This is a genomic window from Streptomyces sp. NPDC052052 (genome assembly GCF_040680455.1).
Lineage (GTDB): Bacteria > Actinomycetota > Actinomycetes > Streptomycetales > Streptomycetaceae > Streptomyces.
Genome location: NZ_JBFAWU010000004.1, coordinates 185,890 through 201,610, shown reverse-complemented (window position 1 = coordinate 201,610; position 15,721 = coordinate 185,890). Strand labels below are relative to the sequence as shown.

Annotated in this window: 17 protein-coding genes; 6 read left to right on the top strand and 11 right to left on the bottom strand. The window is 69.2% G+C overall.

Translation table 11 applies throughout. The features are described 5' to 3' along the window. Positions 1-34: 34 nt before the first annotated feature. On the top strand, positions 35-1,465 hold the full coding sequence (pyk, locus tag AB0L71_RS06765; RefSeq protein WP_365238798.1) for a pyruvate kinase: 1,431 nt from the start codon (positions 35-37) through the stop codon (positions 1,463-1,465). 110 nt (positions 1,466-1,575) lie between these two features. Here pyk and AB0L71_RS06760 read toward each other — a convergent pair whose 3' ends face one another. The 5 genes from AB0L71_RS06760 to AB0L71_RS06740 form a co-directional block, all read right to left on the bottom strand. Next, positions 1,576-2,097 (bottom strand): hypothetical protein, encoded by a 522-nt coding sequence (locus AB0L71_RS06760; RefSeq protein ID WP_365238796.1) that lies wholly within the window; start codon positions 2,095-2,097, stop codon positions 1,576-1,578. 274 nt (positions 2,098-2,371) lie between these two features. Then, positions 2,372-3,637, bottom strand: a complete 1,266-nt coding sequence (locus tag AB0L71_RS06755; RefSeq protein ID WP_365238793.1) for a hypothetical protein — start codon at positions 3,635-3,637, stop codon at positions 2,372-2,374. Next, positions 3,627-4,184 (bottom strand): DUF6114 domain-containing protein, encoded by a 558-nt coding sequence (locus AB0L71_RS06750; protein WP_365238791.1) that lies wholly within the window; start codon positions 4,182-4,184, stop codon positions 3,627-3,629. The genes AB0L71_RS06755 and AB0L71_RS06750 overlap by 11 nt, the downstream gene beginning before the upstream one ends. A 93-nt stretch (positions 4,185-4,277) precedes the next feature. Further along, entirely contained in the window at positions 4,278-4,937 is a 660-nt protein-coding gene (locus AB0L71_RS06745) for a DUF6230 family protein (RefSeq protein ID WP_365238789.1), read from the bottom strand. Between the two features lie 599 nt (positions 4,938-5,536). Further along, the gene (locus AB0L71_RS06740) at positions 5,537-6,511 is read right to left on the bottom strand and encodes a tetratricopeptide repeat protein (protein ID WP_365238786.1); all 975 of its coding nucleotides are present in this window, start codon (positions 6,509-6,511) and stop codon (positions 5,537-5,539) included. A 315-nt stretch (positions 6,512-6,826) separates the two neighbouring features. Between AB0L71_RS06740 and AB0L71_RS06735 the strand changes: the two genes are divergently transcribed. Further along, the gene (locus tag AB0L71_RS06735; protein ID WP_365238784.1) at positions 6,827-7,456 is read left to right on the top strand and encodes a TetR/AcrR family transcriptional regulator; all 630 of its coding nucleotides are present in this window, start codon (positions 6,827-6,829) and stop codon (positions 7,454-7,456) included. A 35-nt stretch (positions 7,457-7,491) separates the two neighbouring features. On the opposite strand, the gene AB0L71_RS06730 is transcribed toward AB0L71_RS06735, so the two are convergent. The 4 genes from AB0L71_RS06730 to AB0L71_RS06715 form a co-directional block, all read right to left on the bottom strand. Continuing rightward, the gene (locus AB0L71_RS06730; protein ID WP_365238782.1) at positions 7,492-9,192 is read right to left on the bottom strand and encodes a methylmalonyl-CoA mutase family protein; all 1,701 of its coding nucleotides are present in this window, start codon (positions 9,190-9,192) and stop codon (positions 7,492-7,494) included. A gap of 106 nt (positions 9,193-9,298) precedes the next feature. Further along, positions 9,299-9,631 (bottom strand): DUF3817 domain-containing protein, encoded by a 333-nt coding sequence (locus AB0L71_RS06725; protein WP_365238779.1) that lies wholly within the window; start codon positions 9,629-9,631, stop codon positions 9,299-9,301. Positions 9,632-9,710: 79 nt separating this feature from the next. Then, the gene (locus tag AB0L71_RS06720; RefSeq protein WP_365238777.1) at positions 9,711-10,217 is read right to left on the bottom strand and encodes a MarR family transcriptional regulator; all 507 of its coding nucleotides are present in this window, start codon (positions 10,215-10,217) and stop codon (positions 9,711-9,713) included. 10 nt (positions 10,218-10,227) lie between these two features. Then, the gene (locus AB0L71_RS06715) at positions 10,228-11,598 is read right to left on the bottom strand and encodes an MFS transporter (protein ID WP_365238775.1); all 1,371 of its coding nucleotides are present in this window, start codon (positions 11,596-11,598) and stop codon (positions 10,228-10,230) included. 46 nt (positions 11,599-11,644) lie between these two features. On the opposite strand from AB0L71_RS06715, the gene AB0L71_RS06710 reads away from it, so the two are divergent. Next, positions 11,645-12,643, top strand: coding sequence for a DUF5937 family protein (locus AB0L71_RS06710; protein ID WP_365238773.1), 999 nt, complete (start codon positions 11,645-11,647; stop codon positions 12,641-12,643). Between the two features lie 114 nt (positions 12,644-12,757). Here the strand turns inward: AB0L71_RS06710 and AB0L71_RS06705 are convergent, their stop codons facing one another. Beyond that, complete coding sequence (locus tag AB0L71_RS06705) at positions 12,758-13,057, bottom strand: MTH1187 family thiamine-binding protein (RefSeq protein ID WP_365238771.1); 300 nt, start codon at positions 13,055-13,057, stop codon at positions 12,758-12,760. Beyond that, positions 13,054-13,404: a DUF3817 domain-containing protein gene (locus AB0L71_RS06700; protein WP_365238768.1), complete on the bottom strand. Its 351-nt coding sequence runs from the start codon at positions 13,402-13,404 to the stop codon at positions 13,054-13,056. The genes AB0L71_RS06705 and AB0L71_RS06700 overlap by 4 nt, the downstream gene beginning before the upstream one ends. Before the next feature lie 219 nt (positions 13,405-13,623). Here AB0L71_RS06700 and AB0L71_RS06695 point away from each other — a divergent pair, with 219 nt between their 5' ends. Genes AB0L71_RS06695 through AB0L71_RS06685 form a run of 3 tightly spaced genes read left to right on the top strand, consistent with a single transcriptional unit; the run spans position 13,624 to position 15,667 of the window. After that, on the top strand, positions 13,624-14,256 hold the full coding sequence (locus AB0L71_RS06695; RefSeq protein ID WP_365239111.1) for an AIM24 family protein: 633 nt from the start codon (positions 13,624-13,626) through the stop codon (positions 14,254-14,256). Next, entirely contained in the window at positions 14,256-14,906 is a 651-nt protein-coding gene (locus AB0L71_RS06690) for an AIM24 family protein (RefSeq protein ID WP_365238765.1), read from the top strand. The genes AB0L71_RS06695 and AB0L71_RS06690 overlap by 1 nt, the downstream gene beginning before the upstream one ends. Next, positions 14,903-15,667, top strand: a complete 765-nt coding sequence (locus tag AB0L71_RS06685; RefSeq protein WP_365238763.1) for an AIM24 family protein — start codon at positions 14,903-14,905, stop codon at positions 15,665-15,667. Before AB0L71_RS06690 ends, AB0L71_RS06685 begins: the two co-directional genes overlap by 4 nt. Positions 15,668-15,721 lie beyond the last annotated feature (54 nt).

The following is a 15,721-nucleotide window of genomic DNA, read 5'->3' as shown; positions in this document are numbered from 1 at the left end:
TTCCGCAGTGAAACAAACCGATAGGATCCGCCTCATGCGCCGTTCCAAAATCGTCTGCACACTCGGTCCCGCCGTCGACTCGCACGAGCAGCTCGTCGCTCTGATCGAGGCCGGCATGAGCGTGGCCCGTTTCAACTTCAGTCACGGCAGCCACGAGGAGCACCAGGGTCGTTACGACCGGGTCCGCAAGGCCGCCGCCGAGACCGGGCATGCGGTCGGCGTGCTCGCCGACCTCCAGGGCCCGAAGATCCGCCTGGCGAAGTTCGCCGAGGGCCCCGTCGAGCTGGTACGCGGGGACGAGTTCACCATCACCGCGGAGGACGTACCCGGCGACAAGTCGATCTGTGGCACGACCTACAAGGGCCTGCCCGGCGACGTCACCAAGGGCGACCCGATCCTGATCAACGACGGCAACGTCGAACTGAAGGTCGTCGCGGTCGAAGGTCCCCGGGTGCGGACCATCGTGATCGAGGGCGGTGTCATCTCCGACCACAAGGGCATCAACCTGCCCGGCGCGGCGGTCAACGTCCCGGCCCTGTCCGAGAAGGACGTCGACGACCTGCGGTTCGCCCTGCGGATGGGCTGCGACCTGGTGGCGCTGTCCTTCGTACGGGACGCCAACGACATCAAGGACGTCCACAAGGTGATGGACGAGGAGGGCCGCCGGGTCCCCGTCATCGCCAAGGTCGAGAAGCCGCAGGCCGTCGAGCACATGGAGGGCGTCGTCATGGCGTTCGACGGTGTGATGGTGGCCCGTGGCGACCTGGCCGTCGAATACCCCCTGGAGAAGGTCCCGATGGTGCAGAAGCGCCTGGTGGAGCTCTGCCGGCGGAACGCCAAGCCGGTGATCGTGGCGACCCAGATGATGGAGTCGATGATCACCAACTCGCGGCCGACCCGCGCCGAGGCGTCCGACGTCGCCAACGCGATCCTGGACGGCGCGGACGCCGTCATGCTCTCGGCCGAGTCCAGCGTGGGCGCGTACCCGATCGAGACGGTCAAGACGATGTCGAAGATCGTCGTCGCCGCCGAGCAGGAGCTGCTCTCCCGGGGCCTCCAGCCGCTGGTACCGGGCAAGAAGCCCCGTACCCAGGGCGGTTCGGTGGCCCGGGCCGCCTGCGAGATCGCGGACTTCCTGAACGGCAAGGCGCTGGTCGCCTTCACCAAGTCCGGGGACACGGCCCGCCGCCTCTCCCGCTACCGCGCCGCGCAGCCCGTCCTGGCCTTCACCACGGACGAGTCGACGCGCAATCAGCTCACCCTGAGCTGGGGCGTCGAGGCCCACGTCGTGCCCCACGCGGACAACACGGACGCGATGGTCGAGCTGGTCGACGCGGAGATCCTGAAGATGGAGCGCTACAACGAGGGCGACACCGTGGTCATCACGGCCGGCTCGCCCCCCGGCGTCCCGGGCACGACCAACATGGTGCGGGTGCACCACGTCGGCGGCGGGGCGCGCGACTGACGCACGGCACAAGCACCACGAAGGGCGTCCCCCGCGGTCATGCGACCGCGGCGGGACGCCCTTCGCTTGGGTGACCGCGGATGAGCCGTCCCAAGACAGGGGCCCGACGTCTACGGCAGGTCTGGCGCCACCTCCCGCCAGGCTTCGCACCCGGCCCACCGGGGGTGGTCTTCCACCATGGCGCCGAGCCGCCCCGCCAGAACGACGAGCCTGCGGGCGGTACGGAGGACGAGCATCTTGTCCCGGGGCAGGGTGCGCCAGACCGGGGCGAGCTCTGCCGCCTCCGCGCGGCTCAACGGAATTGCGCCCAGGGCCCGTTCGAGTACCGTTGCGGGATCCAGGAGAGGCATGTCGGGCCGCGGGCCCATCTTCTTGAGCAGGTACGTCCGCAGCCGCAGATCACTCATCAGCCACTCGATACCCTGAGGTCCGGTGGCGCGTTCCGCGGCCGACAGCAGATTCGCCCAGGCGGACGCGGCCGCCCGCCACTGTTCGCGACTGAATTCGGCGTGCTCCGCGTGGAACCAGTTGCTGAACTTCTCGACCGCGAGCCCCCAGTCGCTCGCATACCCGCTGGTCGGCAGGGTCGCCGCCGAACGCGACCAGCGTTCCACATGGTCGGCGAAACCCATGTGGCCGTCCCCCGAGAAAAACTCATGCCAGGACTCCGGCACCAGAACATCCCTCCCACCGAGGCGAAGGCCTCACGTCCACTGATCCCGAAAAGCTCTGAACAGCCTGTCCCCCCGGACGAATTCCGCCGTGCCCGACAGACCCTCCTCGTTCTTGTTCGCAGACACGGGGAATTTCAGGGGCCGTTGGGGCGAACGCATGTGGACCGAACCCCCCGGGGGAGGTCCGGCCCACATGGTGAATGGTCTGCGGTCTGCGGTCTGCCTGACGACGTCAGCCGGTGGTACCACCGGTGAAGTAGTTTTGCAGACCGGGCACCTTGAGCGAGCCGCCGAACTGGCCCGCCTGGGTCACCGTGACATCGGTGAAGAAGGCGACCGGAACGTTCAGCGGCGGCGGTGCCTCAGGGCTGAACGTGATCGGGATGAGGCCGAAGAGATTGCCCTTGAGCTCCTCCGTGTACATCGTCACCGTGCCCTCGCGGATGGTGGATGTGGAGCCCTTGCGCGCCTCGACATGGGCCGTGGTGCCGTTCGGACCCTTCGTCAACTGGTGGAGGTTCTTGATGTCGACGGAGCTCGCGGTGAACTTCAGCACCTTCTTGACGGTGCCGTCCTGCGTCTTCACCTCGACGATGCCCTTGTAGTCGAGCCCGTTGAGGGTGAGCATCGAGCTCTTCAGGATCCACGGGTCGGTCGGGAGCAGCGGGATGCCCGTCTCCAGATCGGCCGCGGCCAGCGCTGCGGGGTCGGCGGTCGGACACGGGAAGGACTCCTTGGCGCCGTCCGGGATGTCCTCGTCCTGCTTGGCGTCGAGCCCCTTGGCGTTCTCGTCGAGCTCCTCGACCGTCTGGCCGGCCTTGTCGGCCGCGGCACGGATGGCGGCGGCCGTCTTCGCGGACGCCTTCTCGGACGTCTTCTCCGCTGCGCCCTCGGCCGCAGCCTCGGTCGAGGCGTCCTCGGTCGTGGCGTCGGCCGTGGGCGTCTCGGACGCGGTGCTCTCGCCCGGGGACGGGGTCGCCGTGTCCGTGCCCGCACCCTCGAAGAGCTTCTTCAGCGCGTCGCCGACGCCCAGCGGGTCGAGCGGGTTCGTCGACTTCGTGGCAGTGGGCGAGGCGCTCGCCGAGGCGGTGGGTGCGGCTGCGGCAACGGACTTCGCCTCCGCCTTCGCCGCGTCGCTCGCCGACGGGGTCGCCGAGGGCTCCGGGGTCGCCTCGTCGGCCTTGTCACCGGAGTCGGTGGCGGACGACGACGTGGACTGCGATGCGGACGGGGTGAGCGACTCGCTCGGCTCGTCGGAGCGGGTCACGCAGGGGCCGGGCGCGAACGGGATGTCCGTACTGTCGTCGGCGAGTGCGAGCTTGGGGGTGAGCCCCATGCCCACGAAGACGGCCGTCGGCATCGCGGCGAGCGCGAAGGCCTTGCCCGCGGGTATGTGCAGCTTCGTCAGCAACGACTTCCTGGGGGCCGCGTGACGCGGTCCGCTCCTCGGCCGGGGATCCTCCCCGGTCGAGTTCCGCTGCGTCTCGTCACCCCGCACGGTTCCTCCCGCCGTCGACCTCAAGTGCCTTGCCGTACTGCTCGGGCTCCGCCGGCGCATCGGGGAACCCGGGTACGAGCTCCGTCGTCCCGGGACCGCCGTCCTCGGCGACCGGGCCCTGTGCGCCGTCGGCCTCTGCCTCGGGCTCCGGCTCGCCCGGGGCCCAGGAGACGGAGAGCGCTCCGCCGAGCATGGCGAACAGGAAGCCGATCAGGAACCCGCCGATGTTGGCGACGGGTATGGATATCAGCGCCAGCAGGATCGCGGCGACACCGGCGAAGACGCGCACGATGTGGTGGAACCACATCGTCAGACCCAGCGTGACCAGCAGGACGCCGATGATCAGCGATCCGGCGCCGGCGGTCGTGGACATCGCCAGTGTGACGTTGCCGAGGTGCATGTTGGCGTACGGGAAGTACGCGATGGGTAGACCACCCACCATGGTGAACAGGCCCGCCCAGAACGGCCGGTTACCCCGCCAGGTGCGGAATCCCCGCCGGAAGACGCGGAGGTAGTGCTCGTTCTGCCCTGTGGACTCGGGGCTCATGGAAAACAGCTCCCTGGAACCGGTACTGCTGTGAGAAGAGAAAGGTGGGTGACCGGAGACCCGCAGGGGCACTCCGGCCACCCAAGCGGGTGCTTAGTAGCACTCCGCGTCTGTGCCCTTGGAGAGCCGCAGCTTCAGACCGCTGAGGTTGAAGGTGCCTGCCGTCGTGGCCCACGCCTTCTGCTTGACGTTCTTCAGCACGGCCTCCTCGGCGCGCTGGGAGAACCCGTTGGGGTTGGCCTGGGTGCCAGGCTGGATGCCTATGCTCCCGGCCTTGTCCGTCTTCAGCGAACCGGCAGCAACACCGATGTCGATGTTCTTGAACTCGGCGTCGGCGTCGAGCTGCGACACATCAAGGTAGAGGTCCTTGGCGTAGACACGCTCGTGGCCCTTGCCACCCGCCTCCAGCCTCAGGGTGACGCTACCGAGGCCGAAGGGCAGGTCGGGTGTGACGACCGACTGGCACATGTTCGTGATGTAGGCCTCGCTGAAGCCTGACACGGCCACGGCGTGCGCCTTGCCCGAGACCTTGGGGTCGGCGCCGGATTCGGTGGCAACACTGCCGTACTGCACGAAGTCGTAGCCTTCGAGCTCAGCAGCCTTGACCTTGAACTCCTGGCCGGACACGCTGAACGACGCGGCGAGCGCGCCCTGCGCCAGACCCACACCCACCGCGGCGGTGGCTATGACGCTCGGCACCATGACGACAGCAAAACGCTTCCATCTGGTGCCACCACGAACCTGGGAACTCATACTTTTCCTCCTTCTCGGACGTACATCTCCGGTCCGGGCAGGGCCCGGCCTGGGATGGGAGAAGTGCTACGTCCTCGGATGGGAGAGCGCCCGCGTACGGAGGCAGGAAACCGCGTCCGAAACCACCGGCGATCACCCCCGAGCGACAACCACTGGCCACGCATGCGCGCAGCCTTGTTCGGACAGGCCCTGCCGGACGGCAGGAACCCCCCTGTCCGGAGCCGACGGCACTTCCACCGGCCCACTCGGCGGGGACCCAACAGGGCCGCCGCTCCGACTGGCGGTCGGGCTGGCGTTATTGGACCGAGCCTGGCCGATCGTGGTGCATTCCGGTCCGTGGCACAAGGGGTTCGTTACTCACTAGTAACGGCCCGATAACCGCCACGCGACCGGGTGACACCACCCGGCCACACACGGTGTCACCGAACGAAGGAAGGAAAAGGGAAAATGAGCCCATACCGGGATGAAACCCCTAGGGCGATTTACTACGAGTAACAGGCGTCGCCTTTATCAAGATTTGGTAAAGCCACGCCGCCTCTTAGCGCCTGGGCGCGAAAACGGCCGCGACACCTCAGGGATGCCGCGGCCGCGTTGTCACATCAGAACAAGACCCGCGCCAGCGCCGTGCGCGCGGCGACGACCCGCGGGTCATCGGGGCCGATCACCTCGAAGAGCTCCAGCAGCCGCAGCCGCGCCGTGTCCCGCTCGTCACCGAAGGTCCGGCGTACCGTCTCGACGAGCCGCCCGAAGGCGTCCTCGACATGGCCGCCGACCAGATCGAGATCGGCCGCCGCGAGCTGTGCCGCGACATCCGCCGGACGGTCCGCGGCGTCCTTGCGGACCTGCTGCGGATCCATGTCCTTGACCCGGCCGAGCAGTTCGGCCTGGGCGAGGCCGAGCTTGGCCTCCGTGTTGGACGGGTCGTCGGACAGGACGTTCCGGTAGGCCTGGACGGCACCGTCGAAGTCGCTGGCGTCCAGGGCCTGCACGGCCGCTTCGAGCTGGGCGTCGTACGGTCCGGCCGGCGCCTCGGCGGGAGCCTGGACGGCCCCCTCGGCGGCGTCCTGGTCGACCTGGATCCCGGTGAGCCCGAAGCGCTCCTCGCCGACCTGGATCAGCTGGTCCAGCGTCTGCCGGATCTGGGCCTCGGGGGCCGCGCCCTGGAAGAGCGGGAGGGCCTGCCCGGCGACGACGGCGAAGACCGCCGGGATGCCCTGGATGCCGAACTGCTGCATCAGCATCTGATTGGCGTCGACATCGACCTTGGCCAGCACGAAGCGGCCGTTGTACTCACGGGCCAAACGCTCCAGGAGCGGGCCGAGTTGCTTGCAGGGCTCGCACCACTCGGCCCAGAAGTCGATGACGACCGGGACCTCGGTGGAGCGCTGCAAAACGGCGCTCTCGAAGCCCGCCTCATCGACATCGATCACCAGGGCGGACGGCGACACGGCGCCGCCACCCCCCTGTCGGGCGGCCTCTGCACGGGCCTGCTCCGCCTTCAGCTTGGCTTCGCCGGCCGCCTTCACCGCGGCGAGGTCGACGACGCCGCTCATGGACATGTTCCTAGGCTGCATACGTACATCCTCCCCCCTTGGCGCGCCCATACGGAAAGCGCTGTCGGAACCGCACCCGTCCGTGGTCCCCGCCGGCATGCGGGGGTACGGGCAGATACGGCCCGAGGGCCCCTGAAAGGCCCGCTTCGGCACCGGGTCCCCACCCGGTTCCTGTGGTGTCGTTCGGTCGTGGCGTCAGGACGGAATGACCATCATCCTTTCGCTACGACCTGTAGCGTAACTGCCCGAAGCCCCTCCCGCACAGGCACATTCGGTGATCTGTCTCACTGAGGCCGGAACCATTCGGTCCTCCCTACTCACCGGTATGGTCACGGCATGCTGAGCCACAGCCACCCCAAACCCGCGCGAACGGGGCGTCCGCGCAGTGCCGCGGCCGACGAAGCGATCCTGGAGGCAACCAGGGCCTCACTGGTCGATCTCGGTTGGTCGAAGCTCACGATGGGCGATGTGGCAACGCGGGCCGGGGTCGCCAAGACGACCCTGTACCGGCGGTGGGCGGGCAAGAACGAGCTGGTCGTGGACGCCGTGGCGGTTCTCTTCGACGAGCTGGAACTGCCGGACCTGGGCAGCCTGTCCGCCGATGTGCAGGCGGTGGTACTGCAGTTCGCGGCCCTGCTGGAGCGCCCGGAGACCCAGACGGCGCTGATGGCCGTGGTCGCGGAGTCGACCCGTGACGAGGCGCTGCGGGCCCGGATACGCGACTCGATCGTGGACCGACAGAAGCGGCTGGTACTCCAGGGCCGCCAACGGGCCCAGGAGCGGGGCGAGTTGCCCACTCCGAAGGACGACGCCATGGCGGCGGCGACCGCCGACCTGATCTTCGACGTGATCGCCGGCGCGGTGGTGCACCGGTCCCTGGTGAGCGCCGAGCCCGTCGACGAGGACTGGGCGCGGCGCTTCACCGTACTGCTGCTCATGGGGCTGGGAGTAGCGTCCTCCGCTTAGGGCCTCTTGTGTGGATCAGGCCCGGAACCAACGGGTCAGAAGCCGGGCGGCTCCGTGTAGGTGCCCCACTCCTCGCGCAGGGCCCCGCAGATCTCCCCGAGCGTCGCCTCGGCCCGGACCGCTTCGAGCATCGGCGCGATCATGTTGGAGCCGTCGCGGGCGGCGGCCAGCATCGCGTCCAGCGCCGAGGCGACCCGTGCGTCGTCGCGGGCGTCCTTGCGGCCGGCGAGCACCCGGACCTGCTCGCGCTCGACCTCGTGGCTGACCCGCAGGATCTCCAGGTCGCCGGTGACGGAGCCGTGGTGGACGTTGACGCCGACGACGTGCTTGTCGCCCTTCTCCAGCGCCTGCTGGTACCGGAAGGCGGACTCGGCGATCTCGCCGGTGAACCACCCGTCCTCGATACCGCGCAGAATGCCGGAGGTCATGGGCCCGATGGGGTGCTGCCCGTCCGGGTGGGCCCGGGTGCCGCGCTCCTTGATCTGGTCGAAGATCTTCTCGGCGTCGGCCTCGATCCGGTCGGTGAGCTGCTCGACGTACCAGGAACCGCCCAGTGGGTCGGCCACGTTGGCGACGCCGGTCTCCTCCATCAGCACCTGCTGCGTACGCAGCGCGATCTCCGCGGCCTGCTCGGAAGGGAGCGCCAGGGTCTCGTCGAGGGCGTTGGTGTGCAGCGAGTTGGTGCCGCCGAGGACCGCGGAGAGGGCCTCGATCGCCGTCCGTACGACGTTGTTGTACGGCTGCTGGGCGGTGAGCGAGACACCGGCGGTCTGGGTGTGGAAGCGGAGCCACTGCGCCTTCTCGGTCTTCGCGCCGTACGTCTCCTTCATCCAGCGGGCCCAGATCCTGCGGGCCGCGCGGAACTTGGCGATCTCCTCGAAGAAGTCGAGGTGCGCGTCGAAGAAGAAGGAGAGTCCGGGCGCGAAGGTGTCGACGTCCAGCCCGCGGGAGAGGCCGAGCTCCACGTAGCCGAAGCCGTCCGCGAGGGTGTAGGCGAGCTCCTGCGCCGCCGTCGCCCCGGCCTCCCGGATGTGGTAGCCGGAGACGGAGAGCGGCTTGTAGGCGGGGATGTCGCGTGCGCAGTGCTCCATCAGGTCGCCGATCAGGCGCAGATGCGGCTCGGGCTGGAAGAGCCACTCCTTCTGTGCGATGTACTCCTTGAAGATGTCGGTCTGGAGCGTGCCGTTGAGCACCCCCGGGTCGACGCCCTGGCGCTCGGCGGCGACCAGGTACATGCAGAAGACGGGGACGGCGGGTCCGCTGATCGTCATGGACGTGGTGACGTCGCCGAGCGGGATGTCCTTGAAGAGGACCTCCATGTCGGCGGCCGAGTCGATGGCCACGCCGCAGTGCCCGACCTCGCCGAGCGAACGGGGGTCGTCGGAGTCGCGGCCCATCAGCGTCGGCATGTCGAAGGCGACGCTGAGCCCGCCGCCGCCCGCGGCGAGGATCATCTTGTAGCGCTCGTTGGTCTGCTCGGCGTTGCCGAAGCCGGCGAACTGGCGGATGGTCCAGGTCCGGCCGCGGTAGCCGGTCGGGTGGAGTCCCCGGGTGAAGGGGTACTCGCCGGGCCAGCCGATCCGCTCGAATCCCTCGTACGTGTCCCCGGGGCGGGGGCCGTACACGGGTTCCACCGGGTCTCCGGAGAGCGTGGAGAAGTCCGCGTCCCGCTTGCGGGCCTGGTCGTAACGGGCCTGCCAGCGGCGGCGGCCTTCCTCGATCGCTTCAGCGTCCATACCTTCGAATTTACTAGGACGTCCTACTAAATGTCGATGGGAAACCGCCCGGTGCTTCGCACGGGGCGGTTCGGACGGTGCGCTGCGGGCCGGGCCCGCGACCGGTTCAGGCCTTGACGGTGACCGGCGAAGCGCCCGCGACCAGCGGCTCGACCTCGCGGACGACCTTGCGCTCGACGAAGAACGCGGCCGTCGGGATGGTGCCGGAGATCAGCACCCACAGCAGCTTGCCCATCGGCCACTTCGCCTTGGAGCCGAGATCGAAGGCGAAGATGAGATAGATGATGTAGAGCACGCCGTGGATCTGGGAGACCACGAGCGTCAGACCCTCGCCCTTGTCGAAGCCGTACTTGAAGATCATGCACAGGCAGAGGATGAGCAACATGACGGCGGTGACATAGGCCATCACCCGATAGCGGGTCAGCACGCTGGATTTCATGGCATCGAGCGTAACCGGACGCCGGGGGCGATCTTGCAGCGGGCCGCACCCCCGGAAGGGTGCGCGGGCCCCGTTCCCGCTACTCCTCGAAATCCTGTGCCGCTATGCGCAGCGGCCGCAGTATGGCGAAGATCTCGGCGCACTCCTCGGCGTCGTACACGCCGAGCCCGAACTCCATGCCGACCAGGTCCTTGGTCGCCGCCTCGACGACCTCGCGGCCCTTCTCCGTGATGGAAGCGAGTGTTCCGCGGCCGTCGTTCGGGTTGGGGCGCTTGGCGACCAGGCCGGAGCGCACCAGTCGGTCCACGGTGTTCGTGACGGAGGTGGGGTGGACCATGAGCCGCTCACCGATCTTGGACATCGGCAGCTCACCGGCCTTGGAGAAGGTGAGCAGCACCAGTGCCTCGTACCGCGCGAAGGTCAGTCCGTACGGCTTGACGACCGCGTCGACCTCGGCCAGCAGGATCTGCTGCGCGCGCATGATCGAGGTGATCGCCGCCATGGCGGGAACCGGGCCCCAGCGCTGCTGCCAGAGTTCGTCGGCGCGGGCGATGGGATCGAACGGGAGACTGAGCGGCTTCGGCACGCCATCGACCTTACCCACTGGTCATATGCCGGTCAGCCCCGTCTCGAACTTCGGTCCGTATGCGTCCGGTGTCCGCGGTGTTCCTGACTTCCCGTACGAGCAGCAGCAGACAGAGGGTGCCGATCGCTCCCGCCGCGGCGATCACCTGATGCACGGGGAGGAATTCGGCCGCAAGCCCGGCCAGGGCCATGCCGACGCCCTGGAGCGTCATCATCCCGGCGGTGAGCAAGGTCATGGCCCGGCCGCGCAGCGTCTCGGGCACAGCGGCGACGAACCACTGGTCGAGGCCGATGACGTAGGCCGAGGCGGCCCCGGTCAGCACCAGCACAGCCACGGTCACGGCCATGCCGGGGCGCAGCCCGTACACCACCAGCGGCAGCAGTCCCACGGCGGCGGCGGGCAGCACGATCAGGGCGCGCAGACGCGGGGACAGCGCAGTCCCCACATACAGTTCGGCGACGATCTGGCCGACCGGCATCGCGCACAGCAGCAGCCCCAGCGCGACCGTTCCCACACCGATCTCGTCCGCGTACGGTGCGGCAAGCGCCTCCGGCGCGACGACGAACATCGGGGGCACCCAGAACAGCAGCATCAGGGCGCGGAGCCTGCGGTCGGCGAGGACCGTCCGGGCTCCGGCGAGCGACTCCTTCATCAGGGCGCCGCCGCCCCCGCCGGACCTGGCCGGCCGGTCACGGGTACCGAAGCGGAGCAGGACCGCCGAGCAGAGGAAGGTCACCGCGGTGACCGTGATCGCTCCGCGCGGGGACAGGGCGGCCAGCAGCACACCGCCCGCCCCGTAGCCGGCGAGCAGCGCGCCCTGCGAGACGATCCGGATCAGCGAGCGTCCGAGGACGAAGAGATCGCCCTCGCCCAGGATGTCGGCGAGCGTGGCCGTCCTGGTCCCGGTGAAGACGGGCGACACGGCGGCGACCACGCAGCGCAGCGCGAGCAGTCCGCCGACCGGCGTGCCCGGCAGCACCATCACCGCGACGCAGCCCGCGCAGATCAGGTCGCAGACGACGAGGACCCGGCGGGCGGGGTACCGGTCGGCGACCCCGGCGAAGAGGGTGCCGCCGACGAGGTACGGAAGAAAGCCGAGCGCGAAGGTCAGGGCGCTGAGCAGCGGCGATCCGGTGAGGCCGTACACGAGGACGGTGAGGGCGAGCTCACTGACGACGACGCCCAGCAGGGAGAGCAGATGGGCGACGAAGACCCACCGGAACTCCGGCACGGCGAAGAGGGAGCCATAGCCGCGGGAGGCGGGCGGGGTGGGCAGGGACGGTGCGTCCGTGGCGTCGCGGGGATCGTCCGCGACGTCGCGGTCCGCGGTGCTCTCGGGGTCGGTCGGCATGGGAGCAGCCTGCTGGGTCGCGGCGGCCATCGGTAGACTTTCGGCCCACACCGAAACTTGACGGCGGGATCCGCGCATGCCGTTCCAGCTGCATCTCGACGAGAGCGATCTGCTGCGCTGCCGGTTCGCGCTCTCGCCGCTCTGGGAGACCCAGGCGGCCGTGCGGGTGCTGGCCGAGCCCGAACGGCACGGGTATCACCTGCCGTGGCTCCGGCTGATCCGGGATGCGGCCGCCGGGCTCGACCTCCGGCCGCTGTGGCTGCTCCTGGCCCGGCACGGACACAGCCCGGACTTCCTCAGCCCGCCGCCGACCGGGCCGGTCACCTCGTTCGAGGAGGAGCTCGCGGGCGTGCGGTCCGTCGATCCCGAGCTCGCCCGCCAGGACCTCGCACGGGCGCTGGAGAACCGGCCGGAGGCGCTGCGCTCCCCCACCGGGCAGGCGATGCTCGCCGATCCCGCCCGAGCCGCCCGGGAGCTGGCCGCTCTGCTGGAGCAGGCCTGGCGGCTGCTGGTCGAACCGCACTGGCCGCGGCTGCGCGCCCTGCTGGAGGCGGACATCGCCTACCACTCGCGGCGGCTCGCCGCCGTCGGCTTCGAGCGGTTGCTGGGTGAGCTGAGTCCCCAGCTGAGCTGGTCCGGGTCGACGGTCACCGTCTCCGGGGCGCGCGGCCGGCACACCCGGGTACTCGGCGGGCAGGGGCTCGTCCTGATGCCCAGCGTGTTCTCCTGGCCGGGCACGGCCACCGGCTTCGCGCCGCCGTGGCAGCCGGCCGTCGTCTATCCGGCGCGCGGGATCGGCGGGCTGTGGAGCACGTCCGCCGATCGCACCCCGCAGGCCCTCGCCCGGCTGCTCGGCCGCGGGCGGGCCGATGTGCTGTGCGCGCTCGACGAACCGGCCGGCCCGAGCGTGCTCGCGCACCGACTGGGCCTCGCGGTCTCGTCCGTGTCGGAGCATCTGTCGGTGCTGCGCGCGGCGGGCCTGCTCACCTCACGCCGGTCCGGGCATCAGGTGCTGTACGAGCGCACACCGCTCGGGATCGCCCTGGCCGCCCCGGAGGGTCGCCCACAGGAGTGACGGTAGGAGTGACGGAAGCCGGACGAGCCCCCCGGCCGGGTGGACGCTGTGGGTCGACACCAGCAGCGTCGGGTGGGGCCGGGGGCTCGTCGGGTCACGCGGACGTACGCGGCGTCAGTCCGTCTCGGCGAGATACCGCTCGACGGTCGCGACCTTGGCGGTCAGGCCGTCGGTGACACCGGGCCGGATGTCGGCCTTCAGCACGAGGGAGACCCGTCCGGCACGGGCCTCGACGGCGGCGACGGCCCGCTTGACGACGTCCATGACCTCGTCCCACTCACCTTCGATCGAGGTGAACATGGCGTCCGTACGGTTGGGCAGCCCGGACTCCCGGACGACCCGGACGGCGTCGGCGACGTACTCGCCGACGTCCTCACCGACACCCAGCGGACTGACCGAGAACGCGACGATCATGCGCTGACCACACCCTCCCGGCGGGCACGGGCCGCGATGACACCGTCGGCCTCGTAGCGCTTGAGGACCTTGTCACCGTAGAGCCCGCCGAACGGCACCACCGAGAGCAGGAAGAAGAACGCCACCCGCTTCAGCGGCCACTTGGCCTTGATCCAGACGTCGAGCAGCATGACGGCGTAGATCACGAAGAAGGCGCCGTGGAGAGCGCCGAGCGGCATCATCAGGAAGTCGATGTCGGAGACCCGGCTGAGGACCGAGCCGAAGAGGATCAGCGCGGGGAAGGACAGCGCCTCGGGAATCGAGATGAGGCGCAGCCGGTGCAGGGCGGTAGCGGTCTTGATGTCCACGAGGGCACCTTCGCGTGGGAGGAACGTGACAGTTTGTGAATACAGGCACAAGCGCTCCCATTGTGGCATCGGTTCCTGCGGCGTCCGCGCGGGGGGCGGTGTGCGTCCGGTTACGTACGGGTCCTGTCCCGGATGCGTATCAGGGTCGGTTCAGGGGGACCATCCCTCCTCCGGTCCCTGTCCCGGCCGCCTTCCTGCGGCTACCGTCACCCCGTGGCAATGTTCCGACTCCAAGGCAGCAGAACGCTCGCCGTCGACCTGGCCGGTGACGCCGTCAAGGCGAAGAACGGCTCGATGGTCGCGTACGACGGCCGGATGACGTTCAAGAAGTTGACCGGCGGCGGCGACGGCCTGCGCGGCATGGTGACCCGCCGGCTGACCGGCGAACAGATGACCGTGATGGAGGTGACCGGGCAGGGCACCTGCTACTTCGCCGACCGGGCGAGCGAGATCAGTCTCGTCTCGCTGCACAACGACAAGCTCTACGTCGAGTCGAGCAACCTGCTCTGCACCGACGCCGGGCTGCGCACCGGCACCACCTTCACCGGCCTGCGTGGCGGGGCGACGGGCAACGGCCTGTTCACCACCACCGTCGAGGGCACCGGCCAGGTGGCGATCATGTCGGACGGTTCGGCGGTGGCGCTGCGGGTCTCGGCCTCGTACCCGCTGTTCGTCGACCCCGGCGCCTACATCGCCCATCAGGGAAACGTGCAACAGCACTTCCAGACCGGGGTGAACTTCCGGACGCTGATCGGCGAGGGCTCGGGCGAGTCCTTCCAGATCCGGTTCGAGGGCGAGGGACTGGTCTACGTCCAGCCGAGCGAGCGGAACACCATCGGGGGCGATGTCTGATGCCGTTCCGGGAGATCAACTCGAAGATGGTCGAGGCGACGGTCCTGCCCGGCCAGAAGATGTACAGCCAGCGCGGTGCGATGCTCGCCTACCGCGGCGAGGTGGCGTTCACGCCGAACATCCAGGGCGGCCAGGGCGGCGTGATGTCGATGATCGGCCGCCGGATGGCGGGCGAGGCGACCCCGCTGATGACGGTGGAGGGCAACGGCACGGTGATGTTCGGCCACGGCGGCCACCACATCCAGGTGATCAACCTGTCCGGCGACACCCTGTATGTGGAGGCCGACCGGTTGCTGGCCTTCGACGGCACGCTCCAGCAGGGCACGATGTTCATGGGGTCGCAGGGCGGGGTGATGGGCATGGTGCGCGGCCAGGTGACCGGGCAGGGTCTGTTCACCACCACCCTCAAGGGTCATGGCGCGGTCGCGGTGATGGCACACGGAGGGGTGATCGAGCTGCCGATCACCCCGGGCCGGGCGGTGCATGTGGACCCGCAGGCCTATGTGGCGCACCACGGCGACGTGCGCAACAAACTCTCCACCGCGCTCGGCTGGCGGGACATGGTGGGGCGTGGCTCCGGCGAGGCGTTCCAACTGGAGCTGAGCGGCAGCGGCGCGGTGTACGTCCAGGCCTCGGAGGAGAAGCTGTGAGCACACCCGTGGTCTTCGACCCGATGACACTGCCGTCCGACGACAACGTCAACGCGTACACCTTCTGTGTGGAACTCAAGGGAGGTCAGTGGTTCCTGCAGAAGGGCAAGATGATCGCCTACTACGGGCGGATCGACTTCAACGGCATCGGCCACGGCCGCTTCGAGCGGCTGATCCGTACGAGCTTCCACTCGCCGCTGCACGCGAGCGACTGGGTGGTGGCCGAGGGCAGCGGCAAGATGCTCCTCGCCGACCGCGCCTTCGACGTCAACTCGTACGACCTGGAGGACGGCAATCTGACGATCAGGTCCGGCAATCTCCTCGCCTACCAGCCGACGCTGGCACTCAAGCAGTCGATCGTGCCGGGCTTCCTGACCCTGATCGGTACGGGGAAGTTCGTCGCCGCGTCGAACGGCCCGGTGGTCTTCATGGAGCCGCCGCTGCGGGTCGATCCGCAGGCTCTGGTGGGCTGGGCAGACTGCCCCTCGCCCTGTCACCACTACGATCACGGCTACCTGACGGGCGTACTGGGCGGCCTCAGGTCGTTCACCGGGATCGGTGGGACATCGGGCGAGGAGCACCAGTTCGAGTTCGTCGGCGCGGGCACGGTGCTGCTCCAGTCGACCGAGGTACTGATGCCCGAGCAGCCGACCGGGGCGACGCCCGCGCAGGCAGGGGTTCCGGGCGGCGCGGGTCAACCCGGCGCCGCACCCCGTCTGCCCGGTCAGCTCGGTGACCTCCAGCGCCGTTTCGGTTGGTGAAAGGTACTCTGCGGAGTGTGACGCCGTATGTCCCCACCACGCGTCCGGACCCAC